This window comes from Microlunatus antarcticus, assembly GCF_014193425.1.
Lineage (GTDB): Bacteria > Actinomycetota > Actinomycetes > Propionibacteriales > Propionibacteriaceae > Microlunatus > Microlunatus antarcticus.
Genome location: NZ_JACHZG010000001.1, coordinates 2,735,086 through 2,747,541, shown reverse-complemented (window position 1 = coordinate 2,747,541; position 12,456 = coordinate 2,735,086). Strand labels below are relative to the sequence as shown.

Annotated in this window: 12 protein-coding genes; 7 read left to right on the top strand and 5 right to left on the bottom strand. The window is 74.0% G+C overall.

All coding sequences use genetic code 11. The features are described from left to right. The first annotated feature begins 49 nt into the window (after nt 1-49). Nucleotides 50-754, top strand: coding sequence for a DUF2470 domain-containing protein (locus FHX39_RS12825; protein ID WP_183338988.1), 705 nt, complete (start codon nt 50-52; stop codon nt 752-754). Nucleotides 755-777: 23 nt separating this feature from the next. Here FHX39_RS12825 and FHX39_RS12820 read toward each other — a convergent pair whose 3' ends face one another. The 3 genes from FHX39_RS12820 to FHX39_RS12810 are packed head-to-tail and all read right to left on the bottom strand — an operon-like array spanning nt 778 to nt 3,766. Next, entirely contained in the window at nt 778-1,764 is a 987-nt protein-coding gene (locus FHX39_RS12820) for a DNA polymerase domain-containing protein (protein WP_183338986.1), read from the bottom strand. Further along, on the bottom strand, nt 1,761-2,906 hold the full coding sequence (gene menC, locus FHX39_RS12815; RefSeq protein ID WP_183338984.1) for an o-succinylbenzoate synthase: 1,146 nt from the start codon (nt 2,904-2,906) through the stop codon (nt 1,761-1,763). Before menC ends, FHX39_RS12820 begins: the two co-directional genes overlap by 4 nt. Next, on the bottom strand, nt 2,903-3,766 hold the full coding sequence (locus tag FHX39_RS12810) for a hypothetical protein (protein ID WP_183338982.1): 864 nt from the start codon (nt 3,764-3,766) through the stop codon (nt 2,903-2,905). Before FHX39_RS12810 ends, menC begins: the two co-directional genes overlap by 4 nt. Before the next feature lie 51 nt (nt 3,767-3,817). On the opposite strand from FHX39_RS12810, the gene ddaH reads away from it, so the two are divergent. Further along, entirely contained in the window at nt 3,818-4,603 is a 786-nt protein-coding gene (gene ddaH / locus FHX39_RS12805; RefSeq protein ID WP_183338980.1) for a dimethylargininase, read from the top strand. A gap of 156 nt (nt 4,604-4,759) precedes the next feature. Here ddaH and FHX39_RS12800 read toward each other — a convergent pair whose 3' ends face one another. Continuing rightward, nucleotides 4,760-5,653 (bottom strand): universal stress protein, encoded by an 894-nt coding sequence (locus tag FHX39_RS12800; RefSeq protein WP_183338978.1) that lies wholly within the window; start codon nt 5,651-5,653, stop codon nt 4,760-4,762. 5 nt (nt 5,654-5,658) lie between these two features. Next, complete coding sequence (locus FHX39_RS12795) at nt 5,659-7,143, bottom strand: amino acid permease (RefSeq protein WP_183338976.1); 1,485 nt, start codon at nt 7,141-7,143, stop codon at nt 5,659-5,661. A 164-nt stretch (nt 7,144-7,307) separates the two neighbouring features. Between FHX39_RS12795 and FHX39_RS12790 the strand changes: the two genes are divergently transcribed. The 5 genes from FHX39_RS12790 (at nt 7,308) to FHX39_RS12770 (ending at nt 12,102) form a co-directional block, all read left to right on the top strand. Further along, entirely contained in the window at nt 7,308-8,360 is a 1,053-nt protein-coding gene (locus FHX39_RS12790; RefSeq protein WP_183338974.1) for a CPBP family intramembrane glutamic endopeptidase, read from the top strand. An 84-nt stretch (nt 8,361-8,444) separates the two neighbouring features. After that, nucleotides 8,445-9,482 carry a GNAT family N-acetyltransferase gene (locus FHX39_RS12785; RefSeq protein ID WP_332836814.1) on the top strand — a complete coding sequence of 346 codons (1,038 nt, stop codon included), beginning with the start codon at nt 8,445-8,447 and terminating at the stop codon, nt 9,480-9,482. Nucleotides 9,483-9,504: 22 nt separating this feature from the next. After that, on the top strand, nt 9,505-10,326 hold the full coding sequence (locus tag FHX39_RS12780; RefSeq protein WP_183338972.1) for an aminoglycoside phosphotransferase family protein: 822 nt from the start codon (nt 9,505-9,507) through the stop codon (nt 10,324-10,326). 133 nt (nt 10,327-10,459) lie between these two features. Next, nucleotides 10,460-11,710: an HNH endonuclease signature motif containing protein gene (locus FHX39_RS12775; RefSeq protein WP_183338971.1), complete on the top strand. Its 1,251-nt coding sequence runs from the start codon at nt 10,460-10,462 to the stop codon at nt 11,708-11,710. Beyond that, nucleotides 11,707-12,102 (top strand): Imm51 family immunity protein, encoded by a 396-nt coding sequence (locus FHX39_RS12770; protein WP_198423384.1) that lies wholly within the window; start codon nt 11,707-11,709, stop codon nt 12,100-12,102. The genes FHX39_RS12775 and FHX39_RS12770 overlap by 4 nt, the downstream gene beginning before the upstream one ends. Nucleotides 12,103-12,456 lie beyond the last annotated feature (354 nt).

Here is a 12,456-nt window from a genome sequence, read left to right as displayed (position 1 = left end):
TGCTAGCGTGCCATCTCACTGAGGTAAGGCTTGCCTAAGGAGCACGAAGATGGACGATCGCATCGCCCGCGACGAGGCCGCGGTTCTCGCCCGGACCGTCCTGTCCACCTCCCACGAGGCGACGTGCGCGCGGCTCGACGGGGCCGAGCACGGGTGCGCCGGCACGGTCGGGCTGCTCGCGGCCGGCGGGGAGCCCTTCCTGGTCCCGTCCGACCCGGAGGACTTCTTCGCGACCGGGACCGCGCTCAGCGTCCGGATCGCCATCCCCGAGGTCGGCGTCCTCCACGCCACCGGGACCACGGCACCGGTCCGGCTGGCGGCCGACGACCCGGGTGTCGTCCGGACGATCCAGGACCACCGTGGCTGCCTGCTGGGTCCCGTGGACCCGGCCCTGCTGCGGGTCGTGCCGCTCCGGCTCTCCGGCCTGGCGATCGCGGTCCCCGGCGCGGGCACGGCGCAGACGCTGACCCCGGGCGAGCTCGCGGCCGCGTCGCCGGACTGGCTGCTCGCCCGGGGCCGCCGGCTCACCGAGCACCTGGAGCAGAACCACGCCGACGACCTGGCCCGGCTGGCCGCGGCCCACGGGGTCCCGTCGGCGACCGCGGTGACGCTGGGCCGGCTGACCACCCGGGCCGCCCGGCTCGTGTGCCTCGGCGCCGAGGGCGTCACGACGGTCGACATGGTCTTCGACCCGCCCGTGCGCAACCCGGCCGAGCTCTGGCGCCGGCTCGCGACCGCGCAGGCCGCGTCCTGAACCCGCCCTGACCGGGCGCGGGCTCAGGACGCGTCGGGGAGCGGCGGCCGGTCGTCGAGCAGCAGGTCCGCCGCGAGGTCCCCGTGCTGGGCCACGCGGTCGAGCACCGCGGCGGGGGAGAAGTGCAGGTCCTCCGGGCGCGTGGCCGCGGCCAGCTCCTCCCAGCTGACCGGGGTGGCGACCGAGGGCCGTTCCCGGCCGCGCAACGAGTACGGCGCGATGGTGTTGCGGGCCGGCAGGTCCTGGTTGTGGTCGACGTAGATCCGCCCGCGCCGCTGCTCGACCGACATCGAGGCGACGAAGAAGTCGGGCCGGGCCTTCGCCATCGCCGCGTTGAGCCCCTTCACGTACGCCCAGGCGTCGCGCGCCCGGCACGGGGCGACGGCCGCGTACACCTGGACGCCCTTGCTCCCGGACGTCTGCGGCACGGGCACCAGCCCGTCGCCGGCCAGCACCTGGGCCACGAGCAGGGCCGCGTGGGCGGAATCGAGCACGTCCATTCCCGCGCCCGGATCGAGGTCGACGACGACCCGGTCGGCCAGCGGCTCGCCGTCTCGCGGCTCCTCGCCGGGCAGGTCGAGCACCCCGTCGGGGCCCACGACGCCGCTCGCGATCGTCCACTGCGGGACGTGCAGCTCGAGGGCGGCGAGGTTGGCCAGCCACACCAGCGTCGCGGTCTCCTCGGCGACGACGTAGTCGATGACGCCCTCGCTGGTCCGGACGGGCTGGCGGCGGACCCACGCTGGCGTGCTGACCGGCGCGTTCTTCTCGTAGAACGAGCCGGCGGCGAGCGGGGTCGTGCCGCCGGTGTGGGGCGCGGTCGACGCCCGCGGTACGCCCCCCGGGAAGCGCAGCCGCGTCAGGGCCCGGTCGCGGACGTGCGGCAGCATCGTGTCGGCGATCCGGGCGTAGTAGTCGATGACCTCGCCCTTGGTCCAGCCGTCGGGGTAGAGGGCCTTGTCCAGGTTGGACAGGCCGAGCGTGCGCCCGCCGACCCGGACCGCGGTCACGGCGCCTCGACGACCTGCCGGCCGACGCCGAACTCCTCCAGCCGGGCGGGCTCGGGGTGGTCGCCGACGCCGGGCTCGCGGCGGACGGCGACGTAGCCGTCGACCATGACCACCGGCGGGGTGACGTCGACGGCGTAGAAGCGGTCGGAGCCGGAGATGTCGCCGGTGAGGGTGAAGCCGGGCAGCCCGGCCAGCGCGGCGTTGGCGGCCCGGCCGAGCCCGGTCTCGAGCATGCCGCCGCACCAGACGGCCGCGCCGGAGGCCCGGCAGAGGTCGTGGATCCGCCGCGCCTCGAGGTAGCCGCCGACCCGGCCCGGCTTGATGTTGATGATGCTCGCCGCGCCCAGGGCCAGGGCGTCGGCCGCCCGCGGCGCGGAGACGACCGACTCGTCGAGGCAGATCGGGGTCACGAGCTGGCGGGCGAGCAGGGCGTGCTGGCGGAGGTCGTCCTCGGCCAGCGGCTGCTCGATCAGCAGCAGGTCGAAGGCGTCCAGCCTGCGCAGCACCGCGGCGTCGGCCAACGTGTAGGCGGCGTTCGCGTCGACCTGGAGCGGGATGTCGCCGAACCGCTCCCGCACGGCCCGGGTCGGCTCGACGTCGCGGCCCGGCTTGATCTTGAGCTTGATGCGGCGGTAGCCCTCGTCGAGGTAGCCCTCCACCACCCGCAGCAGCGTGGGCACGTCGTCCTGGATCCCGACGGAGACGCCCGACGGGACCCGGTCGACCGTGACGCCGAGGTAGTCGGCGAACGAGGTGCCGGCGGCGCGCAGCTGCGCGTCGAGCAGCGCCATCTCCAGGGCGGCCTTGGCCATCGGGTGCCCGACCACGGGGGCCAGCACCTCGGCGACCGTCTCGGCGCTGAGCGGGCGCTCGCGCTGCGCGGCGAACACGCGCGGCAGCAGGTGGTCGACGAGGACGGCCTGGGCGCCGGCGACGTACTCGGCCGAGTAGGTGGGTTCCTCCTGCGCGACGCACTCGCCCCAGCCGGTGACCTCGCGCCTCTGGTCGCCGACGGACACGGTTGTCCGCGCCTCGAGCAGCAGGGCGAGGCGTTCGGTCTCCGTCCCGAAGGACGTGGTGAACGGCGACACCAGGGGTAGCCGGACGAGGTGCAGCACGATCGAGTCGAGGGTCAGGGTCATGCGGGGTCCGCCTGTCGTGGGTCCGGTCGGCCGAGCACGTAGCGGCCCGACCGGGTGAAGCCGTGCACGCGCCAGCCCTGCTCGTGCAGGTCCGCGTACGCCTGCCGGAACGCAACCCGCCAGCGCGACGCCGTGCCGCGGTCGCTGGCCCGCAGGGCCTCGACGTCGGGCGGCACGGCCAGCGTGACCGTCGTGGTGCCGACGGGGACGTCCGGGGCGAGCACCGGGGCGCCGTCGGCGTCGGCGAGGAGGGCGACGTACGACCCGTCCGGCTCGTCGGCCGGCGTCACCTGCTGCGGCTCGACCGGCCAGTGCACGAGCAGCCGGTCGCTCTCCTCGCCGGCGTTCAGGCCGTCGTCCATCGGTCCGTAGAAGTCGACCAGGTACGCCTCGACGTGCGCGCCGAGCCGACCCAGGTTGAACCAGGCGTTCCGCGCGATGAGGGGGTCGTACGTCCAGCCGATGACGTCGACGCCGTGCTCCGCGCACCACGCGCGCTGGTGCAGCTTGAGGGCGGTGCCGATCCCGCGCGGGGCACCGCGACGCACGGCCGCGACGTGGGAGTGCAGCAGGCGGCCGTGCGGGGCGCCGAGGAACCCGGCGCACGTGCCGACCATCACGCCGGCGTCGTCGAACGCGCCGCTGACGTAGTTGCCGGCGAAGCCCAGCGCGACCAGCAGACCGGGTTCCATCGGGCTCTCGCGCGGGTCGGTCTGCCACACCTCGGCGAGCAGGGCGGAGGCGTCGGCCATCTCGCCGGCGACGAGGTCCCGCACGGTGACACCGGCGAGGCCCGCGGCGGCGAGGGCCGCGTCGGACAGCCGGCGCCGCAGCTCCAGCCCGTCCGCGCCGTCGACCACGGGGGCGATCCTGCCAGACGCGCCCGGGACCCCCGAGGCCAGAATGGCCGCGTGCCCACCGTGCCCCTGATCGTCGTCCGCCCGCCGTCCCCGCGGCTCGCCGAGGGGGAGCTCACCCACCTCGACCGCGTCCCCGTGGACCCCGCGCTGGCCCGGACGCAGTGGGAGGGCTACGTCGCGGCCTTCGCCGCCCGCGGCTGGGACGTCGTCGAGCTCGAGCCCGCCCCGGAGCACCCGGACGGCGTGTTCGTGGAGGACGCCCTGGTGGTCGTCGACCGGTTGGCGATCCTCACCTCGCCGGGTGCGGCCTCGCGGCGCGGTGAGCTGGTGACCGCCCGCGCCGGCGTCGACCGGCTCGTGGCCTCCGGCTTCGCCCTCGAGGTCGTGGCGATCGAGCCGCCCGGCACCCTGGACGGCGGCGACGTGCTGAAGGTCGGCGACGTGATCTACGTCGGGCGCGGCGACCGGACCAACGACGAGGGCGTCCGCCAGCTCGCCGCGCTCGTCGAGCCGTACGGGCGCCGGGTCGTCCCCGTGCCCGTGGCGAAGGTGCTGCACCTCAAGTCGGGCGTGACCGCGCTGCCCGACGGGACCGTCGTCGGCTACGCGCCGCTGGTCGACGACCCGGCCGCGTACCCCACGTTCCTGGGGGTGCCCGAGGAGCACGGCACCGCGGTGGTCGACCTCGGCGACGGCGCGGTGCTCATGTCCGCCGACGCCCCGCGCACCGCCGAGCTGTACGCCGCCCGCGGCCTCGAGGTCGTGACCGTCCCGATCACCGAGTTCGAGCGCCTCGAGGGCTGCGTCACCTGCCTGTCGGTACGGATTCGCCGCTGACCCACGTACTTCCCCCGGTCGGTCGGCTGGGACGTACAGCCGCGCGCCCTCCGCACAGCCGCGTAGCGGCGACTCAGCCGCACAGAGTGCGGCCTGTGCGGCTGTTCCGGAGGTGAGCGGCTGTGGCGAACCCGTCCTCGACGGTGGGCTAAGGGCTCAGCCCTGGTGCGGCAGCACGATCACCGGGACCGGGGCGTGGCGGATGAGCTTGGTCGCACGCGACCCCAGGAACACGCGCGCGAGCGGTCCGATGGACGAGGAACCGATCGCGAGCACCTCGCCCGACTGCCACGGGATCGACGCCATCGTGTCGCTCCAGGTCGCGCCGGTGCCGATGACGCGTTCGACGGACTCGGGGATGACGCCGTCGGCGACCAGGCGGCGCTGGGCCTTCTCGGCCTCGCTGGTCCACGAGTCGAGGACCGAGTCCTCGGCGGTGATGCCGCCGAGCGGCGGGTACATCGTGGCGCCGCGTACGCCGAAGCTCGCGACCCGCAGCGGCACGCCGAACCGCTCGGCCAGCGTGTGGACCCGCCCGACCACGGCCACCGACGACGCCGAGTCGGAGAAGGCGCAGGTCACCTTCGTGACCCCCTCGGCCGCGACCGAGCGGAACTCGCGCGGGCTGATCGCCAGCGGCACCGGGGAGGCGTGCAGCAGCTTGTCGGCGGTCGACCCGACCACGACGCGCCCGACCTGCCCGTCCGTCGAGGAGCCCAGCACGAGGACCGTCCCGTCGAGCTGGCCGACGGCGTCGATGAGCGCGCTCGCCACGGAACGTCCGGTGACCGCGCGATAGGTCAGGTCGACCTTGACGGTGGTCTCGGTGTCCACGAGGTACGCGCGGGCCTGACGTTCGGCCTCCGCGCCGACCTGACGGGCGTACTCGCCGTACTCGGCGTCGACCCGGGCCATCGAGGGGGTGCTCCACTGCCGCGGCACCACGGTGACGACGGCCATGGGCTCGTCGAGCGCGTGGGCGAGCTGCAGGCCGAGGTCGAGCGAACCTCGACCGCCCTTGCCGGGGGTGTATCCGACGACGACCGACATCAGGCTCAGTGCTCCTTCGTGGGCTCGGGCAGCTCGTCGGGCGCGATCTCCCCGCGCTGCAGCCGGCCGACGACCGAGTGCTTGCGCCCGTAGAGCATGTAGAAGGCGAGGAACACGAGCACCCAGCCGGCGAAGACCACCCAGGTGATCCAGTGCAGGCTCGACAGGATGTAGGCGCAGGCGAGGATCGACAAGATGGGGGTGACGGGGTAGCCCGGCACCTTGAACGCGCGGGGCAGGTCGGGCTCGCGGCGGCGCAGGATGATCACGCCGAGCGAGACGATCACGAACGCGGTCAGGGTGCCGATCGAGACGACGTCGATCAGGTAGTCCAGCGGCACGAAAGCGGCGAGCAGAGCGACGACGATCGCCACGATGATCGTGTTGTTGACCGGCGTCCCGCTGCGCGGGCTGACCTTGGCGAAGACCGGCGGCAGCATGCCGTCGCGCCCCATCGCGAAGAGGATGCGGGTCTGGCCGTAGAGGGTCACGAGCGTGACGGAGAAGATCGAGATCACGGCCCCGAGGGCCAGGATCGTGCCCCAGATGTTCGCGCCGGTGACGATCTCCAGGATCTTGGCCAGCCCGGCCTCCTGCTGGCCCTCGAACTCCGTCCACGGCTGCGTCCCGAGCGCGGCCAGTGCCACGAGGACGTAGAAGACGATGACGATGATCAGCGCCGCGATCAGGGCCCGCGGCATCGTGCGCTGCGGGTCCTTGACCTCGTCGCCGGCCGTCGACACGGCGTCGAGGCCGATGAAGGAGAAGAAGATCGTCCCCGCCGCCGTCCCGATGGCCGCCTTGCCCAGCGGGGCGAAGTCGGTGAAGTTGGCGCCGTTGAACGCGGTGAAGGAGATCACCACGAACATCAGCAGCACGGCGAGCTTGATCACGACCATGATCGCGTTGAGGCGGGCCGACTCGCTCGCACCGCGGATCAGCAGCATCATGCAGAGCCCGACGAGGATGACGGCAGGCAGGTTGATGATCCCGGTCGCGCCGTCGCCCTCCGCGAAGGGGGCCGCCAGCAGGGCCGGCGGCAGCGAGACCCCGGTGATGTTGGTGACCGCCTCGTTCAGGTAGCCCGACCACCCGACCGCGACCGCCGCCGTCGAGACGCCGTACTCCAGCAGCAGGCAGGCCGCGACGCCCATGGCGACGACCTCGCCGAGGGTGGCGTACGCGTATGAGTAGGTGCTGCCCGAGACGGGGACCGACGAGGCGAGCTCGGCGTAGCAGAGCGCCGCGAGCCCCGCCGCGATGCCCGCGAGGATGAAGGAGATGATCACGGCCGGCCCAGCCTCGGGCACGGCTTGGCCGAGCACGAAGAAGATGCCGGTGCCGATCGTCGCGCCGACGCCGAACATCGTCAGCTGGAACGTCCCGATCGTGCGCTCGAGCTTGGGTCCGTGCGGGTTCGCGCTCTCGCCCACGGGCTTGCGGCGCCAGAGCTCACCCCGTAGCCCCGGTCGTGCGGTCGAGGTGCTCATCCTGCTCCGATCCCGAGCGGTCGCCGGGTTGCCCGGTGACCAGTGCGTCGTAGTCTCTCGGTCCGGCGCCCCCGTTGACCAGACCCGCGCCGCGCCCGTACGCAACGGTTGCGTGTCAGCGCGGGGGCGGTGACGGTGGCGGCGCCGGGTGAGAGGGTGGCGCGATGTCGACCCTCGCCCTGCCTCCCGCCGAGGACCGGGTCGCCCGCCGCCGGGTACGCCCCGACCCCCGACGGCGACCCGATCTCCCGGTCGCTTACCACCAGCTCCTGCGCGGGCCCGGGTGGCGGTGGTGGCGGCCGCTGGTCTCGCTCGCCGTGCTGGTCGGTCTGCTGATCGTGCTCTTCGTGGCGGTGTTCGGCGGGTTCGAGGGCCTCGACGCGCTGCTGCCGGACCGTTGGGTCGGCTCGGTGGACGACGACATGAGCGCCCTGTCGATGCTCGAGCTCGACCTGGTGCTGGCCGCGCTCATCCCGGCGTCGGCGGGTGCGGTGGCGATCGCCCACCGGGTCCGGCCGCGCTGGGTCTCCTCGGTCGTCGGCCGGCTGCGGTGGCGCTGGCTGGGCCGGTGCGCCCTCGTCGTCGCGCCCGTCTGGGTGGTCTACCTGGGCCTGGGGTTCCTGCTCGACCCGGTCACGCCGGGCCGGCCGGACCACTGGGTGCTGCTGCTGGTGATGGCCCTGCTCGTCACACCGTTCCAGGCGGCGGGCGAGGAGTTCCTCTTCCGGGGCTGGCTGGTCCAGAACCTCGGCTCGTACTTCCCCCGGCCCGTCGCGGGGCTCGTCGTGACCACCGTCGTGTCGGCCGCGCTCTTCGGGCTCGCGCACGGGAGCCCGGACCCGTGGGTCCTGCTGAGCATCGCCACGCTCGCCGTCGCCGCCTGCCTGGCGAACTGGCGCACCGGCGGGCTCGAGGCCGGCATCGCGATGCACGCCGTGAACAACGTCGGCGTGGGCGTCCTGACGATCACGTACGGCGGCTACGCGGACTCGTTCGTCGACACGACCACGACCGGGTCGCCGTGGGACTTCTTCCCCGGCCTGGTCGTGCACGCGATCGCCGTGGCCCTGATCCTGTGGCAGGCCCGGCGCGTGCGGATCGACCGCGTGACGCGGGCCGTGGGCCCGGGGGCGCTCGAGGTCGGCTCGTGGTCGTACGGCGACCCGATCCCGGTCGACCCGCCCGACGCCACCTGGTTCGCCCCGCTGGGGCGCTGAGCGTCCGACGCTCCCTGAGCCTGTCGAAGGGCCTCGGAGAGGTTGGCGCCGCTCCCTCCTGGTCGACCCTGACAGACTCGGGCCGTGCCTCCGCCAGTGACGTCAGAACGGTCGACCCTGCCCGAGGGGTGGTCCACCCGGGTGCCCGGTGACGGCGACATCGGTGCCTTGACGGCACTGCTGGCCGCCAACCGGCGCCACGGCAGCAGCCCGGTCGACGTCGCCACCCTCACCGCCCTGGTCGTGGGCCCGGCGAGCTGGACGCGGCGCCAGCTCGTGGTCCTCGACGCGTCGGCGACGCTGGTCGGCTGGGTCGTCGTGCACGACCGGGCCAACGGGCGCACGGAGGTCACGGTCCTCGTCGCGCCCGACGCCCCCGCCCAGGGCGCGATCGCCGCCGGGCTCTTCGCCTGGGCCGACCGTGAGGCCGCCGAGGTCGCCGCGCTCCGTCGGGCGCCCCGTACGCAGCTCGACTCGGCCGCGGACGCCGACGACGACCGGCAGCGCACCTGGCTGGCGGCGGCGGGCTACGACTGCGTCCGGACGTGGCTGAAGATGGACCGGCCCGTCGACCCGGCCGAGGCCGAGCCGGGGGCGCTGCCCGAGCCGAGGCCCGGCGTGCGGGTGCGCCGCGTCCGCGAGCACGGCAACGGGCTGCCGACCGCCGAGGACTTGCAGACGGTGCACCTGGTGCTGGAGCAGTCGTTCGCCGACCACTTCAACTCCTACCGCGAGGGCTTCGCCGAGTTCGTCGTCCGGCTGCAGGAGGACCCCTGGCACCGCTGGGACCACTGGTGGATCGCCGAGGTCGAGCTGGAGGGGGAGTGGCGCCCGGGCGGCGCGCTGATCAGCTCGGTCTCGCCGCCCGACGCGGCCGGCGCGTACGGGAGCTACGTCGACTACATCGGCGTGCACCGACGCGCCCGCGGGCGGGGCGTCGCCAAGGCGCTGCTGAGCACGGTCGTCGCGGACGCCGCCCGGCGCGGGCGCACGCGGGTCTCGCTCGAGGTCGACGCCGACTCCTCGACCAACGCCGACGGCCTGTACCTCTCGCTGGGCTGGGTGGTCGACCACCGCACCGAGTCCTGGCACCGCTACGTGGACGCGGGCACCCAGGGGTGAGGCGCGGCGGACGCCGGCCGTGGTGAGCGCGGCCGAGCGGCTGCTGCACGACGTCGCCGCGGAGTGGGAGCTGCGCGTGGACGGCGCCGTGCGGGAGCTGCCGCGTCCATCCGTGCCGGTGCGGACGGCCGAGGGCGAACCTGGGCTGCTGGAGCACGCGCCGGACGGGTCGCCGTACGAGCACCTGGCCCTGCGGGCGTGGGACGGGCACGGTGCCGTCCGGCTGCTGCGGGCCGACCCGCGGCGCCACCTGCTGCTGACCGGACGGACCAAGCCGGACGAGGACCTGCGGACCCTCGACGCGTACGACGCCTGCACCCAGGTCGGCGGGCTCTACGCCGTGCTCCACCGCGCGCCGATCCCGCAGCCGCCGCGGCTCGCCGACCTGGTGGAGGGCTGGCTCGCCGACCTCGCCCTGCCGGCGGTGGCGGCGACCGTGCCGCGACGGTTCGCGGAGCAGGTGCGTTCCTGGGCGCCGGGGCTCGTCGACCCGACCGAGGTCACCCCCGTGCTGCTGCACGGTGACCTGCGGCCCGGGACCGTCCGCGGCGTGGGTCGGGGCTGGGCGGCCGTCGCACCGCGACCGGCGTCGGGCGACCCCGCGTACGAGGTCGCCGCGGTCCTGCGGCGCTGGGACGGGGCCGAGGGCAGCGACGACCTGCGCGGCGACCTGCTCGAACGCTTCTACGCCGTCGTCGACGCCGCCGGGCTGGACGAGGACCGGGCCCGTTCCTGGGTGGTGGTACGGACCCTCGTCGAGCTGGCCGGAACCTTCGCGAGCGGCGGCGTGGCGGCCGACGAGGTGACGTGGGCGATGACGGTGGTCAAGGCCGTCCAGCGCTGAGCCGGTCGGTGTTGTCCGGCTGGTCCATGATGTTGGTTCACTCGCACAGGTGTTCGATTCTGTCGGTGGGTCGTCGTAGGTTCATCTCATGGCGTTGCGGACGGTGGAACGGGTCGAGGAGGCTCCCCATCCCATGACTGCACGCCTGAGCTCGCTGGTGGACGAGCTGGCCGGGCTGACGTCCGACGCGCTCGCCGGGGTGGACGACGACTCGACCGAGGCCGACTTGGTCGACCAGATCGCGGTGCTGGAACGGCTGCGGGGTGCGGTCGCGGCCGTGCAGGCCGCCGTGATCGTCCGGTTCGGGCGGGCGCGGGTCGAGCGGCAGCTGGCCGCCGACGTGCACCCGCGCGACATCGGCCGCGGGGTGGCCGAGGAGCTGGGCCTGGCGTGCCGGGTGTCGCCGACGGTCGCGGCGCGGCGGTTGGGTTCGGCGCGGGCGTGGTGGTTCGACCTGCCGCACACCTACGCCGCCCTTGCGGTTGGCGCGGTGAGTGAGCCGACCGCGGAGGCGGTCGTGATGGAGACGCGGCATCTCGACGCCGTCACCCGACGTAGCGTGGACGCCCGTCTGCACGACGCCGGCGTCGCCGGGCTCGGCGTGAGGGAGGCCGCGGTGCTAGCGCGTCGCTACGCCTACGAGGCCGACCGGGAGGCCTACGTCGCCCGCGGCCGGAACGAGCGGAAGCACCGCCGCGTCGGCCTGCGGCCTGCGCCGGACACGATGAGCGTCCTGTCCGGGTACCTACCCGTGGAGCAGGGCGTCGCCTGCCTCGCCGCGCTACGGCGTCACACCGACAACCTCGTGGCGACCGGCGACGACCGGACGCGGGACCAGATCATGGCCGACACCCTCGTCGAACGCCTCACCGGACAAGCCCGAGCCGCCGACGTGGCCGTGGAGATCCAGCTGATCCTGCCCGCCGACCTCGCCGACGACCCCGACAGCACGAGGACCGCCACGATCACCGGCGCCGGCCCGCTCCCCGGAGCTCTGGCCCGCGAGATCGTCGACGCCAGCCTCGGCGCCAAGACGGTGCGTCGCCTGCACACCACCTCAGACGGGCGGATGTCCGGGATCGACCCGAGGCGCCGGTTCACCGGCGCGCTGGCCGACCTGGTCAGGGCCCGCGACCAGACGTGCCGGGTCCCCTTCTGCGGGGCGCCGGTCCGTCACCTCGACCACGTCCGGCGTCACGCCGACGGCGGCCCGACCACCCTGGTCAACGGCCGCGGGCTGTGCGCCCGCCACAACCTCGTCCACGAACAGCCCGGCTGGACCGCCGCCGTCGTCCACGACGGGCTCGGGACCGAGCCCCACACCGTCAGGACCACGACGCCGACCGGTCACGCCTACACGGCGCGGGCACCCGACCCGCCGTGAGCCTCCCGGCCGATGGGGGATGCGCCGTTCTTCGGCCTGCGGGCCGCGTCTCTGCGACGATGAGCGGCGTGCCCGATCACGCGACGATCATCGACGTCGATGGTGCGACCAGCCTGACCTTCTACTGCGGTGAACTGCCGGCGGACGAGGCCATCAGTGCTGCCGACCACGAACCCAACGGCTACTTCTGGGAGGGTCTGGTGCGGTTCGTCGCTCCCGAGCTCGCGGCCAGGGTGGAGCTCGACTCCGAGTCGGGCATGTTCGCGGCGTACGGGGATCGGGCGACGCTCGAGGAGCTGCAGCGGGTGCTGGCCGGCTACCTCGACGACGGAGACCGCGTGGCGACGACCATCCGTGATGCGGAGAGCTCAGGCTTCGCGTTCGACGACTGAGGCAGAGCGAGCGCTCGAGCCATCCGGGCCTGGTCGATCGGAGCGCGGGTCGACCTCCCGCTGGACCGCCGTCGGGGGTGAGGCGCGGGGTCGTGGTCGGTAGCGCCGGAGGTCGTGCTCGCGCTCCTCGTGAGCGGTCACGGCATCCGGGGTCCTCCGTCGGGCGCGCTTCGGGCGGTGCAGCAGGCGGCGCAGCCCGTACGGCAGCAGGTGCATGTCGCAGATTTGCAGATGCTGACGCAGGTCGACCAGAACTGTGGCTTTTCTCCGCGATCGGCGCCCGCGGCGGCAAGGGGCAGTCCGGCCGTCGGAATAGGTCGCCCCGGGGGGACGTTCCGGCTGACGATCGAGGGA

Bases quoted from the DNA above. Each gene is read 5' to 3' on its own strand.
- FHX39_RS12775 (WP_183338971.1), top strand. From the start codon at position 10,460: ATGACTGCACGCCTGAGCTCGCTGGTGGACGAGCTGGCCGGGCTGACG.
- FHX39_RS12795 (WP_183338976.1), bottom strand. From the start codon at position 7,143: ATGAGCACCTCGACCGCACGACCGGGGCTACGGGGTGAGCTCTGGCGC.
- FHX39_RS12825 (WP_183338988.1), top strand. From the start codon at position 50: ATGGACGATCGCATCGCCCGCGACGAGGCCGCGGTTCTCGCCCGGACC.
- FHX39_RS12800 (WP_183338978.1), bottom strand. From the start codon at position 5,653: ATGTCGGTCGTCGTCGGATACACCCCCGGCAAGGGCGGTCGAGGTTCG.
- menC (WP_183338984.1), bottom strand. From the start codon at position 2,906: ATGACCCTGACCCTCGACTCGATCGTGCTGCACCTCGTCCGGCTACCC.
- FHX39_RS12790 (WP_183338974.1), top strand. From the start codon at position 7,308: ATGTCGACCCTCGCCCTGCCTCCCGCCGAGGACCGGGTCGCCCGCCGC.